An 11,956-nucleotide genomic window follows, 5' to 3' on the forward strand; every position below is an offset into this window, starting at 1 on the left:
TGTCGCGCGCCTCAGCCTCCGGCTGGTCGAGCAGCACCGCATGAAAGTCGGTGAGGGTCGGGGTCGTGGCACCATCTGCGCACCTGGCGTATGCCGCCTCGACGCAGCGCGTGATGATTGACTTGTCAGCCTCGGGAAGGCCTTCGGAAGACTCCGCCATCATTGCGCTTGAAAGGGCCAAAAACGCATCGATCTTGAACGCGAGCTGTGCGGCGTCGGCTTTGCCCTCCACGTCTGCGAGGTCGAAGGGGTTGAGTGCCGTGTCAGCGTCGGGGGCAAGACGTACGTTCACGCCGCCTAATGCCTCGATGAGGTTTCCGTATTCTCCGGCCGGGTCGAAGATGATGATCTCGTCTTCGGGGTAGGCGAGCACGGTGTTCGTGATCTCTCGCTTCACCGAAAACGACTTTCCGGAGCCGGGCTTGCCGCAAACGAACCCCATGGGGCTTGCGAGCTTCTTGCGGTTGCAGATGACGAGGTTGCCGGACTGCTTGGACTGCCCGTAGTAGCCACCGCCCTCCTGGTTGAGCTCAAGGGAGGCGAAGGGCATTTGCATGGCGATCTGGCCGGTGGTGAGGTAGCGCGTCACATCGATGTGGTTTGCCCCCAGCGGCAGCACCGAGTTCAAGGCCTGGCGCTGGCGGTAGTAGAGAGGCTCGATCCCAAGGGAGTTTCCCTGGCCCACCGAGATGACCTGCTCCACCTGGCGCTCAAGTGTCTCTATCGCATCAGCGTAGGTGTAGACAAGGCCGGTGTAGACGAAGAGCCGCTCGTTTTTGTTGCGCAAAAAGTCGAGGAGCTCTTCGGCCTCCTCCTTGGAATAGCGAAGCTCAGGGGGCAGGATCGTGTAATCGTAGCCCTTCTTCATGGCGCTCATCTGCTCGTCGATGATCTCCTTGTCCATCCAGTCGAGCTGGCGCTTCACGAGCGCGAGCGCATCTGACTGCGCGATGGGCTGGATGTGGAGGTTCACCGACAGCGGCATGGGCAGATCGATGATGGCTGCGAGGTAGCTATCCTCAAGCATCGAGCCGAACGTGCGGATCGAGAGCACGCATCCGTACGTCTCGTCGACCTTGAAGATGTCTGCGCGGCCGCTCGGCTTGAAGTCGATGAGGGCTGGCGCGATGAGGTCGCGTGTGCGCACGTTTGAGCGGGGACTAATCTTCTCCCATGTAAACGTAAAGGGAGCGCGCGGCCGAAGCTGCGACTGGATGGCGCGCAGGCGCTCGGTGCCGTCAAGCGCATGTGCGTCGCAGCGGATGCGCGAGAGGGTATCTATCACGTCGCCTTTGATGCGGGAAAGCTTCGGCACGGCATCCGTGACGTCGTCAGCTCCCACCATGTAGGTGAGGTATCGGTGGCGCGTGAGGTTTGATATCCCCTCGCGCATCTTGTCGTTTAGGATCTGGTTGTACTCGCGCGCGTACTTGGACGTGTCGGGGTCGTCCTCGGGAAAGAAGCGCTTGTGCCCGATCTCGTCTGCGGGGATGGGCACGTTGGCGATGGTGAGCTGGACGCACGAGTCGGCCCCGAAGTAGTTGTAGAGCGAGGAGAGTACGGAAAATATGTTCTGCTGGCTCTCGCGTCGAGCCGACTGGTAGGAGATGTCTGCGAACTCGACGGTCTGGGAGAAGAGCCCCTCCTCGACCTGGGCGATGCCGTCCTTATACATCGCGTCGTAACCGATGAACGACGATATGTCCTTGGCAGCGGCGCGCGCCTTCTTCTGGCGCGCCACCTTCTCCTCGTGTGCCTTTTTCGAGCGCTCGGCGTTAGATGTCGCTCCCATCATCTGACGGAGAACGCCTGGGCTCGGCGCATGCGACCTCGCCTTCTCGCGAGCCGCCCTTCGCTTTTCCTTAAGACGTTTCCTTTCGGCTCTTTCGCTTTTCTTCTTCGTTTTCCTGTCTGGATGGCTCATTGCCCTCAGCTCCTTTCCTTCTCGCTGCGCGTCTCGCCTTCCTGCTCGGGCATCCAGCCTCGATGCGCTTAAGGTCTGGTGCGGCAGGGCTTGAGTAGAGCAGCCGTTGGTCTTTGATGTGATGCGCTGCCAGAAGAGGGATGAACTTCTCCGCGCGCATTCCGAAGGGCCGCCAGAAGCCGACGAGCCAAAACGGGATCGATGCGCACATGACGGGGAAGGCCGCATCAGCCACCTCTATGCCGACCCAGAAATGCCACATGGCAGCTGCGGCGATAGCCGAGCCGAACCCTCCCGTCACGCACAGAAGCGTTCGAAACGAGAGCTTGCCGACGATCTTCTCCTCGTATTCGCCGATGTCCTTCTGAACGGGGATCTGCAGGGACATGCCTGCCCCCTTACGCCGGAAGCCAGGACGTGTCGAGCGCCCCGAAATAGACTGCGGCGGCGATGATGATGGCGCCACCTGCGATGGTTGATATGGCGGAGGCGATCTGCGAGCCTCCTTGCTGTTCCCTGATGGCAAGGCCGAGCGACACCGCTCCCCAGACGACCAGAAAGCCGCCGAGGAAGGTCACGCAACCCGACACCAGGTTGATGATGTTTGCGAGCATGTCTTCATGTCCTTTGCGTCTTGGTTGTGCGCGCAAGACCCCCAAGAAATGGAATGGGGCTCTTGCATGCGATGGTAGAATTAGCCTCGCGAAGGGCGCGTGCGCTCCTTTGCGTCTTGATCGGCTGCGGCGGCCGGGCGTGCGTGGAATCACGACCGGCCTTTGATGGCTGTTGTGAGCCTGCCGCAGCCTTCTCACTCATCCATGAGCGACCCCTCCCTTCGGGCCCGGTAGCGCGTGAAGTCGAAGGCACCGCGCTTGCGTGCGGCGTCAAGTAACATGCGTCTCAGGTGCTTGTCCAAGGGATACTTCTTGTCCTTGAAGGCCTGCGCTCCGTTGATGAGCACGAGCGCCTCATCGCGCGGCATGCGGGAAACTTCGGATGCCTGCATGAGGTCGCGCTCGATAAGGCCGTAGTTGTGCGTGTAGGAGGGGTTCGCCCCTCGCGAGTCGTTCACGGAGACGCTTGCCACCGTCTGCTTTCCGATCATGTCTGCGATCTTCTGGTTGGTGTCAGCGGACTTGCCGCCCAGGAAAAGGAGCGTGTCGCATGCGTTCATGATGGTCGCTGCGTTGTTCTCCCCGTAGTTCTCGTCGAGCTGGGAGAGCGACTGCAAGATCATGGACACGGCGATGTTTCTGCTCCTCGTCACCGTTATCATGCGCTCGAAGTCAGGTATCACGCCGATGTTGGCGAACTCGTCGAAGACGAAGTGAACACATCTCGGCAGCGATCCTGAAAAGCGCGAAAGGGCGACCTCGCAAAGCGCGTCGAGCGCCTGCTGCATGAGAAGCGCGAACACGAAGTCGAAGGTCGAGTCGGTATCCGACATCGAGCAGAAGACGGCGACTTTGGAGCCTGCGTCCCCCAGATGGTCGAGCGCCATCTCGTCGTAAGCGAGCAGCTCTCTCATCTCGGCGACGTCGAAGGGCTTCATGCGCACGTTGCACGACACCATGATGGACTTGAGCGTTTTCCCGGCGGCGACTTTGAACTGCTTGTAGCTCGCGAGCGCGAAGTCGTCCTCTGGTCGTATGGGAGAGGCCACCTTCACCCAGGCATACCCGCTCGATGCGGGCTGGAACTCGCGTGAAGAGACGTCGTAGCCTTTCACGTCGGCCACCTTCATGAGCCTCTCGCCGGTCTCGATTTCGTGGAAGAGCATGTCAAGCGGGCTCATGTAGTCCTCGTCGTCCTCCCGCGCATCAGCCAGGGCCAAAAGCGCGAGGAGGCCCGGGATGTTTCTGTCCTCTTCGGGGCAATGCAAAAGCAGATACGAGACGAGGGCTGTGTAGAGGAGTTTCTCGGCGTTCTCCCAGAAGGGGTCTCCTGCATGCTGGTCGTCTCCTGTGGTGTTGCGGATGATGCACTCGACGAAGCGAAGGACGTCAGCCTCGCCGTCAACGTAGGACAGCGGGTTGAAGTGGAGGGAGCGCGCAAAGTCGATGGTGTCGAAAGTCCTGATCTCGTATCCGGCGTCTTCGAGCACCCAGCCCATGTCGTGTATGAGCGTTCCTTTGGGGTCGGTGATGAAGTAGTTGGCGTTAACCTGCATGAGGTTGGGCTTGACGAAGTAGCGGGTCTTGCCCGTGCCGGGGCCGCCTATGACAAGTACGTTGTTGTTGGTCTCGGTCTTCTGGTCGTGGGCCTTGTCGATGAGCCTGATCGAAGCGTGCTCGGTCAGAAGGATGTTGTTGTCAGCATCGCTCCTGTCCGAGAACGCCTCCATCTCCTTGCGGCTCGCCCAGCGAGCGCTTCCGTGCTCCTCGCCCTTGCGATAGCGCCCGCGCCGCTCCCACGAGCGCACCCAGACAAGCCACACCGCACACGAAAGCGCAGCCCCTATCGCAAGCGGCAGGGGGTCGAGGAAGAAGACTTTGCCCGAAGCGATGTTCGAGAGCAGAAGCGCCGCCATGTCCGCTTGCGGCTCTTGAGCTGACAAAAGCGTGCCGCATGCGATATCTCCGGCCGCAAACGCGAGGGCTGAGAGCGTCGTGATGAGGGCGAGTTCTCCTCTCATCGCGTCTTCACCTCGAAGCGCTCGACCTTATGGGTAGCGTTTTTCGCCTCGTGCGCCGCCTTGCTCGCCGTCCGCGCTGCCCGCGCCTTGTCCTCGAGCGGCTCCTCATCGCGCGCGTGCGAAAGCTTGACCTCGCGCGCCTTGCATGCGCGCTCAAGCTCGGCATCCACGTCTTTCTCAAGCGTGCGGAAGACCTCGTCAACCTCAGGTGCGTCCGCCACGCGGAATACTAGGTGGTCATGTCCGCCCACTACTGCAAAGTCGTGCTCGATGGCGGCTTGGATGAGCCTCTCGTCGATGATCTCGCGCAAGCTCGCATAGTCGGGCAGCTTTTCGAACTCGGAGAGGTTGAGGCGTGCGAACTCGCGCACCGCAACATCTTGGCCGGGTGCTTTTCCGTCGAGGCTTCCGCGCAGGTTGCGTAGCGCACTTTTCAGCTTCTCTGCTGATGCGCGGATGGCCTCCTCGCTCGCGTCTTGCCCGAGCCGCAAGAACCAGTCGAAGAGCTTCTCTCCCGATTCGTCCCCGAAGTCACTTGCCATGCCCTCACCTCCTTCGAAGGCTTTGCCTATCGTTCGCCCACGCGCGGGTCTGCCGCGCGCTCGGCTCTGTCTTGCGATTTGACTGCGCGCACGGCCTCTTTGATCCTCTGCCCGATCGTCATCGCCTGCGGCTGTCTCATGTGCTGCTCATAGGCGCTGATCTGGGCGTTGATCGTCTGGATGAGCGTCATGTCCTCCTGGTCGTGTTCGGAGATGTCTATAAGACCTGCTCCTTTGAACGTGAGCATCTTGCCGGTACGGGTCGCCTCGACCAACATCACGAAGTTCTCGCCTCGGGCCTTAACCGACCCGTCGTCGAGATAGGGGAACGCGTCGCCGCCCCAGGTGAGCCCTGCCCTTTCCGGTAGGTAGTCGAGGTGTTTGCATTCTTCGGGCGTGGCGAGGCGCATTCCCGCGATGTGGCGCACGAGCTCGGATCTGTCCTTTGCGAGGGGCTTGAAGTTCACGGACTCGAAGGGGATCCAATCATCCCCGTCCTTCTTGAGCGCCCACCACTCGTCACCGCCGTTGACCTGTTGGATGAATGCGAGATCGCCGTAGACGACGCCCTGACGTATGGCCCAGTTCCCGGCTTGGAAGAAGTCCGACAAATCGTCGATGGAAAAGCAGCGGTCGAACTCGTAGGGGTACTCTTCGAGGTAGGGGTCGTCCTGCCAGTCGCAGCCGCCGCGCTTGAGCCAGTCGTTTCGCTGGCATACCTCCTCCAAGCTCTCCTGCTCTTCGGGGGTCACCGGATGCATGTTGTACATCTTTCGTCCTTCGTCTCGGATTCTCCTTGGCCGGCTGCTTTGGCGAGAACGGCAGGGCACTTGTCTTTCGAATCGCGCCCTGAAGGGGTTCGAGTTAACTGTGTTTCGGGCGATATGTATCTCCCCGCCGCCGGTTTCTTTATAGCGAGGGAAAGCAATTGCTTGTGGAAATGGTTTGCGGTTGCTTTTGCTCATGTTGTTGTTTAACTAACCGGACGATCAACGTCTGAAGCTATGAGGATTCGTGCTTAGGTCTTGAATCGCCTTCCAGCACCGGGCATCAAGATCTTCTCGGATCTCCTCATCGATGAAATGGTTGAAATCGAGCTTGAGGACGTAGCAGAGAGCGATAAGCTCGTCAGCCTTCATTTCTCTGGTTCCGTGAAGGGTCTTCCAAAGGGTCTTGTCTTTAATACCGGCGCGTCTCGCTAGCTCGGTAATGTCTTGGCCGTGTTGCGAGCGGACTTCGTCAATCCTTATCGATATTAGCTCGATTAGCTCCATCCTCGTTTACCTAACGTATCTTTCTCATTAATCCAATAAGTGCATTCATTAGGCTAAAGGCGATACAGGCACTCTTTTGATTGTTTCTCCCTCGGAGTTATTTATTTCACCGGCATGGTGAATATTTGCAGTCTTCGATTCTTTTCTCACTAGTGTTCAGGAAACGAAACAGCGCTGCTTTTTCGCAATCTGGGAAACGTACGCCGAGTCGAGCACCTTGATACTCGAATACGCACCAACCTCGCATGCGCGAGGCAGATTAATTCCGAAATATCAATGATGCGATCGGTGTTTTCGCATCATTGCTCCAAATGTCAACAGAAGAAAAGATTGTGGCAGCAAGCCACCTTAGCGAGAGGAGGCTGATATGGAAAAGGAGATAGAAGAAGTCCCATACGACGAACAACGCCTTAGAGATGCCGACCCGGACAATCTCTACCTTTTCATGTTGGAACCTTATCCATACATGATGACACCGGACCAAGTCGCAGACTTTACCGGCTCGACCGGGCAGGAGATCAGGAAGCTTTTGAACAGAGGGGACATTCAGGGCTGCCGGATCGGAATCAAATGGTGCATTCCAAAACTTGGGCTTCTTAACTACTTCAACAAGAATCGAAAGGCTGGAACCGAAATTGGGGAAGAAGAAGCTCAGGTGTGACAAACCGTATGATTTGGACGAAGCGCGGAAGCAGAAGGGTCTACCACGTCGTCGCCGCAATGATTCGCGGACGACGGCTTACCAGTTGACCATTCGCATCCCTGAGGAATACCGCACTTGTTTCGACGGCAAGAAGAAGCTCACCAAAGTCGTTTTCGCGCTCAACAAAAGGGAAGACCTTAAGGATCAAATCGAAGCGTTCGAAGATACGAAAAACGCCGAACTGGAACGTGCGCTTGAGCTGCGAGGCTGTACTCGCAGTGACGACGAAAAGACCAAGTCTGGCAAATGCATGTCACCTTTAGGGAGCTACATCGAGCGCTACATCGAGATCCGCAGCAACGGGTCAGTCACCAACGCCGTCATCAAGCATGAGCGCTTGTTCCTAAAGTACATAAACGAGACCATTGGCGAGATCCCAATATGCAAAGTTACAGCAGAAGACATTGAAAGATGCCTGCTCAAAGTCCCCGAGCTTTCCGAGAAGTGGGCACTTGAGCGCCAGGCGACATGGGAAGAGAACCGTAAGACAGTCAGGTGGGCAAAGAAGCACGGCACCTTAAAGAAGCCATACAAGCCCATAAAGGTCGCAGGCCCCGACATGCAGTCGAAAATACTCAAGTTCCTTCGCGAGGTCATGAATTACGCACTCGAGAAGGATGACGTCCTGAAGAACGTTGCGAAGGCAAAGTTCCTCACTCGCGTGTTCAAGAAGAGTAAGCCTTTGATCGATCCTTTTATGGCCGACGATGCCGGACGTTTCTTGAGTGAAGTCGAGAAACTTCCCCTGGGCTATTTCAAAGTGAGCCTGTTGCTGCTCTTGAACACAGGAATGCGCCCGGAAGAGATGCTTGCCATCCATGTCGGCGACATAGCTTTCGATGACTCTGGAGCTGTGATCAATATAGTTAGCGCTTTAGACCGTGACGGTAAGACGATAAAGGGCTACCCCAAGTCAGATGCAGGGCGAAGATCGGTGCCGGTCGATGCCTTCACAGCTGGCGAAGTTAAGGTGTGGATCGACATCAAGTCGAACCAAATGAAAGCAATGGGGCTCAAGCCCTCGATGTCCATGCTGGTGTGCAGCCCAGACATCGTTCCTCGAACCTATCAATCTTGGCTTAGGGATTGGAAGAGCTTCATCAACTCAGTTGGCTTTGAAGGCATAAGACCTTATGCACTCCGACATACGTTTGCTACTTTGAACTTAGCCAATGGAGAGAACATTAAAACTGTCTCTGTGCTTATGGGTCATGCAAGCTCTGCCTACACCCTTGACCTGTACGCTGGTTATGTGCCGAACACGGGTATTGGGATCGGATCAAGATATATGAGCTTTCTGCGCGCCGCCGTTTAAGCTGAGACTCATGGGGTTTCGTTGAAATGACAGGTGGGAAGTGTGAAGGTAGCGTTATAATAATTCGCTAGTGCGGGCGTGGTTCAATGGTAGAACTTGAGCTTCCCATGCTTACAACGCGGGTTCGATTCCCGTCGCCCGCTCCATAAAAACCGTGTTGAAAGTCGCCTTTTGGCGACTTTCGTGTTTCAAAGTAGAACTGTTGATTGGTTGGAAAAATAATCGTTTTTCCAGTATTTTGTCCAGTACGTTTGCTAATATTACAGTGTTAGTTTTAAGAAAAGCAAGGTCAGACGGTTAATTCAGGTCGTAGAAGGTTGGGTAAGGATGGAGCTTCCCAAGCTTGTATTCGCGGGTTCGAGTCCCGTCGCCCGCTCCAGAGCACACGTGCGAACGCCGTCACGACCGACGGCGTTCGTTGTTGTTATAAGCGCTGTTCATAGGACGCTCTTATTTCGTCGAACGCTCTTTCGAAGCGTCAATACCCATATGTGCAAGCAAACTCAAAACATCAACGCCAGGACGCACCGGCATAATACCGCTCGCATAAGCTCTTCTCTCTTGCGTAAGCCATGGCAACGTGTCTAGATCGATGCAGCAATCCTGTTCGCCTCTCAAACCGTAAAGCAGCCAAAGGCCGCACGGCAACCGCCCCGTCTCCCCATCGACAACTTCCTTAAGGTATTTTCCGACGCACGTCTCCCAGCGGGATTTTCTCTCACTTCATTTTTCTAACTCGGTGAACTTTGCTAGACATAAGAAGGCTCTGCGACGTTTCTGTACAATTGCTGTCAAACTGCTAGAAATGTCTTATTATTGCGAACCGAAACACGCTCATAGAGAAATTAGATGCCATCTGGCATTGTTTTGTCATGCAAGGAGGAACTTATGCCCAACTCGAAAAGCACCGATCTTTCGCTGCCATCGCGTTCCAACAAGGGACGATTTGTGAAATACGGGACCGCTATAACGTTGAGCGCGCTGCTTTGTGTACCCGCCCCCGTCTACCTTGCAGCCAATGCGTACGCAACTGAATCCGAACAAGCAACCGAAGCCGCCAAAGGAGCTGTGGCAAGCGTCGATAGCGAAGTTACAAGGGCGTATACGATTGCAGCTCTTGGCCTTCAGGGATGCGACGCTGCGACAATGGAACAGAGTCTTCTTAACTACGGGTTCACGAAAGCCGAGGTGCTCAACTTCAACCTGCCTAAGCTTCGAAGCGTCGATGCTGCACTCGCCGACTCCATCGCGGCGTTGCAAAGCACACTCGTCGCCGGCAGCAACACCGATACCGACAACGCCGCAACAGGCGGTAACACGAGCGATGACCAAACGCAAGAAACCACGCCTGACCCTACAGGAAGCGAAACGGAGCAGCCGAATGCCGGAACGTCAACCGACCCAGCAAACCCCACGGAACCGGCCAATCCAACCGACCCTGCTGATCCCGAGGAGTCACCCGATCTAAGCGATGACGAGGACAATACCAGCGAAGATACTTCTCCAGCAACAACACCTGATGACAATACCGCAGAAGGCGTCACCGACAACGCGGCAGGTGAAACGCCCACTGAAGGAGCCGAGAGCCATCTGTCCTCATCAGCCACTTCAACAAGCAGCGAACCTTCGTATCCAGCATGGACATATGAGGGCAGCAAAGAGTATGTGCATCGGCCGGTGCAGCAGAATCTCACGACCACCAAGTTCATTGCCATCATCGGAGAACCTGCCCGTCAACTTGCAGAAGAAAACGACTTGTACGCGTCGGTGATGATCGCACAGGCAATTCTAGAATCTAACTCGGGCAACTCGCAATTAGCTCAAAGTCCCAATCGCAATCTTTTCGGTATAAAGGGTAGTTACAAGGGGTCATCTGTTTCCTTAGGAACCTTGGAAGACGACGGCAACGGAAACATGAGCGCTATCACCGCTCAGTTCCGCACGTATTCAACCTTCGAAGAATCCCTGAAAGACTACGTCAACCTTTTGACTAAGGATAACGCTGTGCTATACCGAGGCGCGCTCAAAAGCGTCGCCCCCACGTATGAAAAAGCATGCGCGTACTTGCAAGGCCGCTACGCTACAGATTCATCCTATGCGGAAAAACTGTGTGGCATTATTGAAACGTACGATTTAACCCGCTATGACGAGTCGCTTGATTACGAGCTGGTGGAAACGTACCAGGTCCCTATCGAAGAGGATGACCTCGACAATACGATTACCAACAAGACAGCGGGTTCAAACTCTGACGAACCTCTTCTTGAAGAGCGCGACCTTGTAGACTTGGCTATCGAAGCAACCAGCCATCTAGGCGATAAGTACGTCTGGGGAGGCAACGTTCCCGGTGCCTTCGACTGCTCTGGACTGGTAAGCTACTCGTATAAGGAAGCGCTCGGAATGTCTATTCCTCGCACGACCTACTACCAGTGCATTCAAGGCGAAGATGTCGACTTTGCCGATCTTCACATGGGCGATTTGGTGTTCTTTGCGGACGATAAGGGCGTGTGCGGACATGTTGGCATGTACCTTGGCGAAGGCTGCTATATAGAAGCCTCAGCTCCAGGCGACGTGGTTAAGATCACATCAATAGAGGAAAAGGAACCGACCTTCGCAAAGCGCATTTGCAAAACCAAGCCGGTTGAAGAAGATGAAGAAAACCCAGCTCAAGAGGATCTTACACCTACCCAACAGTAACCATCTTCTTCATAACCCACAAAACACGAACGGCACCGTTTGTTAAAGCGCGGTGCCGTTCGTGGGTATGAAGAAACGGTTCATATCGACGCCTTCATGTTCAAGCAGCTTAACTTTGACGCCGATTCCTCCACCAAACCCCGTAAGGCTCCCATTGGCTCCCACGACGCGATGACAGGGCACAATAATGCCAATAGGATTGCGCCCTACCGCTTGCCCAACGCAACGCGGCGATGATGCGCCGCGCACAGCGGCAACTTGCTCGGAAAGCTCCCCGTAGCTTACCGTTTCGCCATAGGGGATATCCCGCAGCAGCTGCCAAACCACCTGCTGAAATTCGCTTCCAGCAGGAGTAAGCGGAAGCTCGTCTACAGCGGGACGCTTCTTCTCAAAATAAGCGTCGAGCCAATCGCGCAGGTGTGAGAGCACAGGATCTTTTGCGTTTCGTTCGGCAGATTCAAGCAGCGAAGCATCTTGATGCCGGCCGTTTTCAAACCACAGTCCGCACACAGCGCCCTTATCGCTTACAATGGTGAGCCGCCCGACCGGCGAGTCGTATTCTGCATAGGAGCGCATCTTCTGTCCCCTTTTTTAGTCGCTTACGCCTTGATTACCCGGCGCCTTAGATACCCTTTGTCAATCCCTTGTCATTTGACACAATCGGGACCCGAAGGTCCCGATTGTTAAAAACGATATATTATTCAACGGCTACTTCGTTGCTCCGATGCGACAAATGGTTGTGCCGCAGTCGGGGCACATTCCCTTCAGAATTGGCTTGCCGTTCTTCATCTTCTCTTCGCGTGGGTTCTGCATAACCTTCTTAGCCTTGCATTTCACGCAATAAGCTTCTGTCGCCATGGTCTTTCCTT

General features: G+C 55.7%; 12 protein-coding genes and 1 tRNA gene. 4 read left to right on the plus strand and 9 right to left on the minus strand.

The features are described 5' to 3' along the window. The 7 genes from G7Y44_RS06595 to G7Y44_RS06625 all read right to left on the minus strand — a co-directional run. The coding region (locus tag G7Y44_RS06595) for a VirB4-like conjugal transfer ATPase, CD1110 family (protein ID WP_165248616.1) at positions 1–1,795 on the minus strand (1,795 nt) is incomplete at its 3' end. Between the two features lie 67 nt (positions 1,796–1,862). Further along, a complete protein-coding gene (locus tag G7Y44_RS06600) occupies positions 1,863–2,312 on the minus strand; it encodes a PrgI family protein (RefSeq protein WP_165248509.1) in 450 nt (149 codons plus the stop codon). A gap of 10 nt (positions 2,313–2,322) precedes the next feature. Then, positions 2,323–2,538 carry a hypothetical protein gene (locus G7Y44_RS06605; protein WP_165055366.1) on the minus strand — a complete coding sequence of 72 codons (216 nt, stop codon included), beginning with the start codon at positions 2,536–2,538 and terminating at the stop codon, positions 2,323–2,325. A gap of 194 nt (positions 2,539–2,732) precedes the next feature. Beyond that, the gene (locus G7Y44_RS06610; RefSeq protein WP_165248511.1) at positions 2,733–4,559 is read right to left on the minus strand and encodes a VirD4-like conjugal transfer protein, CD1115 family; all 1,827 of its coding nucleotides are present in this window, start codon (positions 4,557–4,559) and stop codon (positions 2,733–2,735) included. Then, positions 4,556–5,101: a hypothetical protein gene (locus G7Y44_RS06615; RefSeq protein ID WP_165248513.1), complete on the minus strand. Its 546-nt coding sequence runs from the start codon at positions 5,099–5,101 to the stop codon at positions 4,556–4,558. The genes G7Y44_RS06610 and G7Y44_RS06615 overlap by 4 nt, the downstream gene beginning before the upstream one ends. Before the next feature lie 26 nt (positions 5,102–5,127). Then, a complete protein-coding gene (locus G7Y44_RS06620) occupies positions 5,128–5,871 on the minus strand; it encodes a hypothetical protein (RefSeq protein ID WP_165248515.1) in 744 nt (247 codons plus the stop codon). A 219-nt stretch (positions 5,872–6,090) separates the two neighbouring features. After that, entirely contained in the window at positions 6,091–6,375 is a 285-nt protein-coding gene (locus G7Y44_RS06625) for a helix-turn-helix domain-containing protein (RefSeq protein ID WP_165055374.1), read from the minus strand. Between the two features lie 367 nt (positions 6,376–6,742). Here G7Y44_RS06625 and G7Y44_RS06630 point away from each other — a divergent pair, with 367 nt between their 5' ends. The 4 genes from G7Y44_RS06630 to G7Y44_RS06645 all read left to right on the plus strand — a co-directional run bounded on the left by G7Y44_RS06630 (position 6,743) and on the right by G7Y44_RS06645 (position 11,087). Further along, positions 6,743–7,036, plus strand: a complete 294-nt coding sequence (locus tag G7Y44_RS06630; RefSeq protein ID WP_165248517.1) for a helix-turn-helix domain-containing protein — start codon at positions 6,743–6,745, stop codon at positions 7,034–7,036. Beyond that, on the plus strand, positions 7,011–8,393 hold the full coding sequence (locus G7Y44_RS06635) for a tyrosine-type recombinase/integrase (RefSeq protein WP_165248519.1): 1,383 nt from the start codon (positions 7,011–7,013) through the stop codon (positions 8,391–8,393). Before G7Y44_RS06630 ends, G7Y44_RS06635 begins: the two co-directional genes overlap by 26 nt. Before the next feature lie 72 nt (positions 8,394–8,465). Continuing rightward, positions 8,466–8,539: transfer RNA gene (locus G7Y44_RS06640), tRNA-Gly, on the plus strand. A 742-nt stretch (positions 8,540–9,281) separates the two neighbouring features. Beyond that, positions 9,282–11,087, plus strand: coding sequence for a glucosaminidase domain-containing protein (locus tag G7Y44_RS06645; RefSeq protein WP_165248521.1), 1,806 nt, complete (start codon positions 9,282–9,284; stop codon positions 11,085–11,087). Between the two features lie 42 nt (positions 11,088–11,129). Here the strand turns inward: G7Y44_RS06645 and G7Y44_RS10510 are convergent, their stop codons facing one another. Both G7Y44_RS10510 and G7Y44_RS06655 read right to left on the minus strand, forming a co-directional pair. Then, the gene (locus G7Y44_RS10510; RefSeq protein WP_165248523.1) at positions 11,130–11,663 is read right to left on the minus strand and encodes a methylated-DNA--[protein]-cysteine S-methyltransferase; all 534 of its coding nucleotides are present in this window, start codon (positions 11,661–11,663) and stop codon (positions 11,130–11,132) included. A 132-nt stretch (positions 11,664–11,795) separates the two neighbouring features. Further along, positions 11,796–11,945, minus strand: a complete 150-nt coding sequence (locus G7Y44_RS06655; protein WP_165248525.1) for a DUF5679 domain-containing protein — start codon at positions 11,943–11,945, stop codon at positions 11,796–11,798. Positions 11,946–11,956 lie beyond the last annotated feature (11 nt).

The organism is Adlercreutzia sp. ZJ141 (genome assembly GCF_011038965.1).
In the GTDB taxonomy this organism is placed as follows: Bacteria; Actinomycetota; Coriobacteriia; order Coriobacteriales; family Eggerthellaceae; genus ZJ141.

Coding starts and splice junctions, on each gene's coding strand:
- G7Y44_RS06600 (WP_165248509.1), bottom strand. CDS start 2,312: ATGTCCCTGCAGATCCCCGTTCAGAAGGACATCGGCGAATACGAGGAG.
- G7Y44_RS06605 (WP_165055366.1), bottom strand. CDS start 2,538: ATGCTCGCAAACATCATCAACCTGGTGTCGGGTTGCGTGACCTTCCTC.
- G7Y44_RS06610 (WP_165248511.1), bottom strand. CDS start 4,559: ATGAGAGGAGAACTCGCCCTCATCACGACGCTCTCAGCCCTCGCGTTT.
- G7Y44_RS06615 (WP_165248513.1), bottom strand. CDS start 5,101: ATGGCAAGTGACTTCGGGGACGAATCGGGAGAGAAGCTCTTCGACTGG.
- G7Y44_RS06620 (WP_165248515.1), bottom strand. CDS start 5,871: ATGTACAACATGCATCCGGTGACCCCCGAAGAGCAGGAGAGCTTGGAG.
- G7Y44_RS06625 (WP_165055374.1), bottom strand. CDS start 6,375: ATGGAGCTAATCGAGCTAATATCGATAAGGATTGACGAAGTCCGCTCG.
- G7Y44_RS06630 (WP_165248517.1), top strand. CDS start 6,743: ATGGAAAAGGAGATAGAAGAAGTCCCATACGACGAACAACGCCTTAGA.
- G7Y44_RS06645 (WP_165248521.1), top strand. CDS start 9,282: ATGCCCAACTCGAAAAGCACCGATCTTTCGCTGCCATCGCGTTCCAAC.
- G7Y44_RS10510 (WP_165248523.1), bottom strand. CDS start 11,663: ATGCGCTCCTATGCAGAATACGACTCGCCGGTCGGGCGGCTCACCATT.
- G7Y44_RS06655 (WP_165248525.1), bottom strand. CDS start 11,945: ATGGCGACAGAAGCTTATTGCGTGAAATGCAAGGCTAAGAAGGTTATG.